The organism is Methylocaldum sp., assembly GCF_039794385.1.
In the GTDB taxonomy this organism is placed as follows: Bacteria; Pseudomonadota; Gammaproteobacteria; order Methylococcales; family Methylococcaceae; genus Methylocaldum.
The window spans coordinates 1-4,810 of sequence record NZ_JBDIVO010000343.1 but is presented as its reverse complement, the minus strand read 5'-3'; the positions used below and the strand labels follow the sequence as shown (position 1 = coordinate 4,810).

At 60.8% G+C, this 4,810-nt stretch carries 6 protein-coding genes; all 6 read right to left on the bottom strand.

The window, feature by feature from the left end; genetic code table 11:
• Nucleotides 1-77: 77 nt before the first annotated feature.
• Nucleotides 78-2,090 (bottom strand): cation:proton antiporter, encoded by a 2,013-nt coding sequence (locus ABJK70_RS20310; protein WP_133716807.1) that lies wholly within the window; start codon nucleotides 2,088-2,090, stop codon nucleotides 78-80.
• Between the two features lie 286 nt (nucleotides 2,091-2,376).
• A complete protein-coding gene (locus ABJK70_RS20305; protein ID WP_347258917.1) occupies nucleotides 2,377-3,279 on the bottom strand; it encodes a universal stress protein in 903 nt (300 codons plus the stop codon).
• Nucleotides 3,280-3,583: 304 nt separating this feature from the next.
• The gene (locus tag ABJK70_RS20300; RefSeq protein ID WP_143735096.1) at nucleotides 3,584-3,913 is read right to left on the bottom strand and encodes a TusE/DsrC/DsvC family sulfur relay protein; all 330 of its coding nucleotides are present in this window, start codon (nucleotides 3,911-3,913) and stop codon (nucleotides 3,584-3,586) included.
• 3 nt (nucleotides 3,914-3,916) lie between these two features.
• The gene (gene tusB, locus ABJK70_RS20295; protein WP_347258916.1) at nucleotides 3,917-4,225 is read right to left on the bottom strand and encodes a sulfurtransferase complex subunit TusB; all 309 of its coding nucleotides are present in this window, start codon (nucleotides 4,223-4,225) and stop codon (nucleotides 3,917-3,919) included.
• Complete coding sequence (tusC, locus tag ABJK70_RS20290) at nucleotides 4,225-4,584, bottom strand: sulfurtransferase complex subunit TusC (RefSeq protein ID WP_077729266.1); 360 nt, start codon at nucleotides 4,582-4,584, stop codon at nucleotides 4,225-4,227. Before tusC ends, tusB begins: the two co-directional genes overlap by 1 nt.
• Before the next feature lie 4 nt (nucleotides 4,585-4,588).
• On the bottom strand, nucleotides 4,589-4,810 hold a 222-nt coding region (locus ABJK70_RS20285), incomplete at its 5' end, for a DsrE family protein (protein WP_347258915.1).

Genomic DNA, 4,810 nt, shown 5'->3' with positions numbered 1-4,810 from the left:
TCCGGTTCGTAGGGTGAAACAGCGCAACGCTTTCCGCCTTACGGGTACCGCCGGTACACGCCGGTACCCTATCGCCTTCACGCCGCGTCAGACTCCGTCGGCTGCGGGGCCAGCAAACGCTCCACGACCTCCAACTGTTCCGGATTTCCGAGCAGGCCGATGCGGTCGCCCGGAAGGAATACGGTCTGGGTAGACGGGTTGACCATCAGCTCGTTCTTGCGCTTGATCGCCACCAGGGTGGCGCCGGTCCGGGTACGGAGGGCGGCCTCGCCCAGCATCTTCCCGGCCAGCGGACTTTCCTCGGGTACTTTTCGCCAGGCGATGTCGATCAATTCGGAAGCATCGAGCAGGTCCCTGAGCAAGGCGTGTTCACCCTGCGACTTGACCAGGGCCTCGTAGTTTTCGCGGCGCACGGTATCCGCGTAGCGCCGCACGTCGTGCAGGGGAAAACCCAGTTGCAGCAGCGTGTGCCGCAGCACCTGCAGGCCGCCTTCCAACTCCGGATGGATCACCAGCTGTGCGCCCAATTCCGAGAGTCGCTTGACCCCGGCTCGGGTGGCGGCGCGGGCGATGATCGGGAGATCCGGGGCAATGTCCCGGGCAGCCGCGACGGTCAATTCGGTGGCCGCTTCCTCGGGCAAAGTCACCACCAGCAGACGGGCCCGGTGCAGCGCCGCATGGGTCAGGATGTCGGAGTTGGCCGTATCGCCCAGGAGCGTGGGGACGCCTCGTTTGGCCAATTTTTCGATCCGGCTGATACGGAAATCGATGACCAGATAGGGAATGCCCAGCTCCCCCATCACGTCGACGATGTGCGAACCCACCCGTCCGTAGCCGACCACCACCACGTGGTCGGCGACCGACTCCTCCACCGGCGTCTGCGTCGAGCCGTGGCGGTCCAGCCATCGCCATAACGGCTGGACCCCTCTTAAGCTCCGTTGCAGCGGATGAACGCTGTGCAGCATGAACGGGTTCACGACGATGGACAGAAGAGCGGCCGCCAATATCAGCGCGTGTTGGCCCTTATCCAGTATGCCGAGACTCAAGCCGGTCTGATCCAGGATGAAGGAGAACTCGCCGATTTGGCAGGAGCCGGCCGCAACCACCAGCGCGGTGCTGGCCGGACGCGGGAACGGCAACACCCAAAGCCCCGAGACGATGAACTTTCCGATGACCACCAGAGCGGTAAGAATCAGGACCGGTTCGAGGTGCTCCACCAGAAAGCCGGGATCGAGCATCATGCCGACGGACACGAAGAACAAGACGGAAAAGGCTTCGCGGAACGGCAGCAGATCGGATGCGATGCGGTGACTGAGCGGCGACTCGCTCACCACCGCTCCCGCGACAAAAGCGCCCAGCGCCAACGAAACGCCGAACAATTGCGATGCACCCAGAGCGATTCCCAAAGAAATGGCCAGGATAGCCAGAATGAACAGCTCGCGGGAGCGGGTATGGGCCACCCGCAGCAGCAGCCAGGGAATGAAGCGTTTGCCCGCAAACAGCATGAACACGAGAAAGCCCAAAGCCGACAGCAGCGCGAGGCCGAGAGTGCGCCATTCCATGGGCTTGCCGGTGTCGGCCAGGTTGGGCAGGATCATGATCATGAGAACGGTGGCGATGTCTTCCATGACGCGCCAGCCGACCGCGACTTGCCCGTCCGGGGTGTTCAGCCAGCCGCGGTCCATGAAGCCGCGCAGCATGACGATGGTGCTGGCGATGGACAGCACCAGTCCCAGCACCAGTCCGGACTTGGGCGTCCAGCCCCAGTATTGGCTCAGGCCGTAACCCAGGGCCGCCATGGTCAGCATCTGTCCCAACGTCCCGACGATGGCGATATCTCGCACTTTCCACAGATCGGCAAAGGAAAAATGCAGCCCCACGCCGAACATCAGGAAAATGATGCCAAGCTCGGCCAACTGGTTGATGGTTTCGGCATCGGCCAGATAACCCGGCGTGAACGGGCCGATGACCACGCCCGCGAGCAAATAACCGACAATGGACGGCAGGCCGATGCGTTGAACGATCAGCCCTCCTAGAAAGGCAACGCTCAGCGTAACGGCGATATTTTCGAGCAAACCCAGGTTATGCATGAGATATGTGGAGTATGGTGCAGGCAGGTAGCCAAGAAGTTTATCAGGGTGCGTCGATCAGCGCCGATTTCCCGCGCCTTGAATCGCCGACACTCATAAAGAGCTCAGGCACGATCGACACCGGTGGACAGCAAACTGTACGGCAACGGCTTGCAACGCTGCTCAAAAGGGCTCCCCATGCCTTCAGGCGTTCTTGAGTCAGGCTTGATTTGGAAAGGAAACAACCGCACCGCCGCGGTTGAACCGACTCCCGGATGATGCGGCGGCCCTATCGGTCGGTCATGCGTTATGCGGCGGGCGAGCCGGTAGCCGTGGAACCCTCGTGCACGATCAGCACGTCGCACTTCGAATCGGAAAGGATGCGACGCGTCACGCTGCCCAGGAGCATTTCCTCGACGACGTTTTTGCCGTGTTTGCCCATGACGATCAGGTCCGCTCCGAACGATTCCTCCTTGGCGAGAATCAGGCGAGCGGCATCCTCGAGCTCCACGAATCGGAAGAGCCGACGCGAACCCTCGGCCACCTCATCGATCAGGCTGCTGATGCGGCTCATTGCCTCCTGCTGAGCCTGACCGCGGAATCTCTCTATCTCGTCGTCCAGCACGCCGCCCTGCCGAAGCATCCCCTCGAAGGGAACGGCGGAAGCATGGACAACCATGATGTCGGCATTTGGAGCGACCCGCATCGCCGTATTCAGCGCGGCGATGGAGTGGGGGGAGAAATCCACCGGAACCAGTGCACGCCGGTAGCTTGTCTCCGGCGGACGCTTGATGACGAGAACCGGCCGCGTGCACATACGCAACAAACGGTCCGCGGTCGTACCCAGAAACATTTCGCGCCAACGGTTAGAGCCGTGCGCTCCCAATACCAGCAAGTCCGCCTGTTCGGCGGCCGACAGAATCTCGTCCAGCACCGCTCCGATGGCGATTCGGGAAACCGCGGCCATCCGGGTATCCTCCGCGACCCGCGATCCCAGGGCATCCAGCATGCGTTGCGCGTCATCGATCAGCTTCGTCTCGGCGTCGCCGTGCGAGGGAATCAATTCGCGCACGGCCTTCAGGGACGTTTCACTCAAGACATGCAGCAGCTCCAATCGCCCCTGTTGTTCCGCGGCTAGGAAAGCCGCCCGGTAGACGGCGTTAGTGGCATCATCCGAGAAATCGGTTGCTGCCAATATAGTTCTGAACATATCCACGCAGCTCTCCTCTTTGGGTATGCATGGGGATTCCATTCCCGTTTTGGCGGCAGGCTGAGGTGCCTGCTTCTGAATCTGCAGCGCCCCCGGTCCACGCAGGCCCTCCGAATGGAGCCGTTCGATCGCCTGCCTGGCGCCGTGGCCGAGAAAAACCGTAGAACGACCCCATACGTCCAGTGTCATCGGCCGCGAGGGAAAAGTTAGGATAAAAACATGCCGAGCTTACACGCACCTTACGGAGCCATTGGCTCACAGCTTGTTTTCCCCGTGGAATGGCGCGGTGTTGTGAAACCAACGACTAGATACACCCCGGCGGCTTGGGCAGTCCCGCGATCAAACAGGCGTACTTCAACGGGCTTTCCGGAAACAGCCGGTGCAGGTAGCGGGAAGTGCCTTTTTCTTCCCCGAATTCCTTCTGTACCGCCTTGACGAACATGCGTGTGTTCGGAAGATGGTGAAATCTGAGATAGTAGCTGCGGATGAAGCGCACGATCTCCCAATGCGCTTCGGTCAATGCTATGGGTATGCTCGCCGCCAGAGCGGCGGCGACATGCTCGTCCCAGGCGTTCGCATCGGTCAGAAATCCGCTTTCGGTCGTTTCCAGAATCTTGCCGTTCACTTCGATCATGGCTCAAAACCACGACTGGACAAGCCGGCTTTCGACGGTCAAATCGACGAATCCGCCGTAGTCGACGATTCGAATCGTCTCGAGAATCTCGGAAGTTTCCACGCCGCGCGCGTCGAGATCCGGCCCCAAGGCATAAAACCTGACGCGTCCCATAGCCGACTTCAGGACGGCTTCGGAATCCCCGCCCTTCACCGCGGCATAAACCGCATTCTCGATCAGCAACACCGCATCGCCCTTGCCCGCGCGAGCGAGACAATCTTCCAGGGCGCGGCTTTCCTGGGGCGAGCGGTTGACTAGATGCAGAACTGCCATCAGCACGAGATCACAAGGTCATGTTCCGCCGTCAATCCGGCGATGTCCGCTCTTTCCACAACGCGCACGGGGATAACGAGATCCTCAGTCGTCAAATGCCTTCCCCGCAAAGACTCCCGCTCGACAAAAACATCCTCCACATCGTACAAAGCCAAAGCTTCGAACAAGGGAGCGACGGGTTTCAGCCCGTTCGGTTCGAACCTCTGACCCCGTTTGAGCAGAAACACGCCATCGTCCAGCATCAGGAGCCGTACGGCCTGATCGAAGGCGGCGGCGGTCATGGCCATGTCCAGCGATTCCCGGACTCTTGCGCCGTTCCGAGGGGCACTGCGCATCACAAACAAGAATTTTTTTTGCACCGATTCAACCACCAAAGACCAATACCCGATCTGCCTTCAGACAGGCGTCCATCCATTGTCCCAAGCCGCCGATCCGAAAACCGTCCGCCCCGGTTGTCGGCATGCCGCGCCGCTGCGCGGCCGAAACGCACAGCACCAGGTCGATCCCGTGCTTATCGGCGAGATCGGGCCAGGGCGGAACCGAATCTTTGTCCTCCGCCGATAAACCGGATCGCAGCGCGTTATA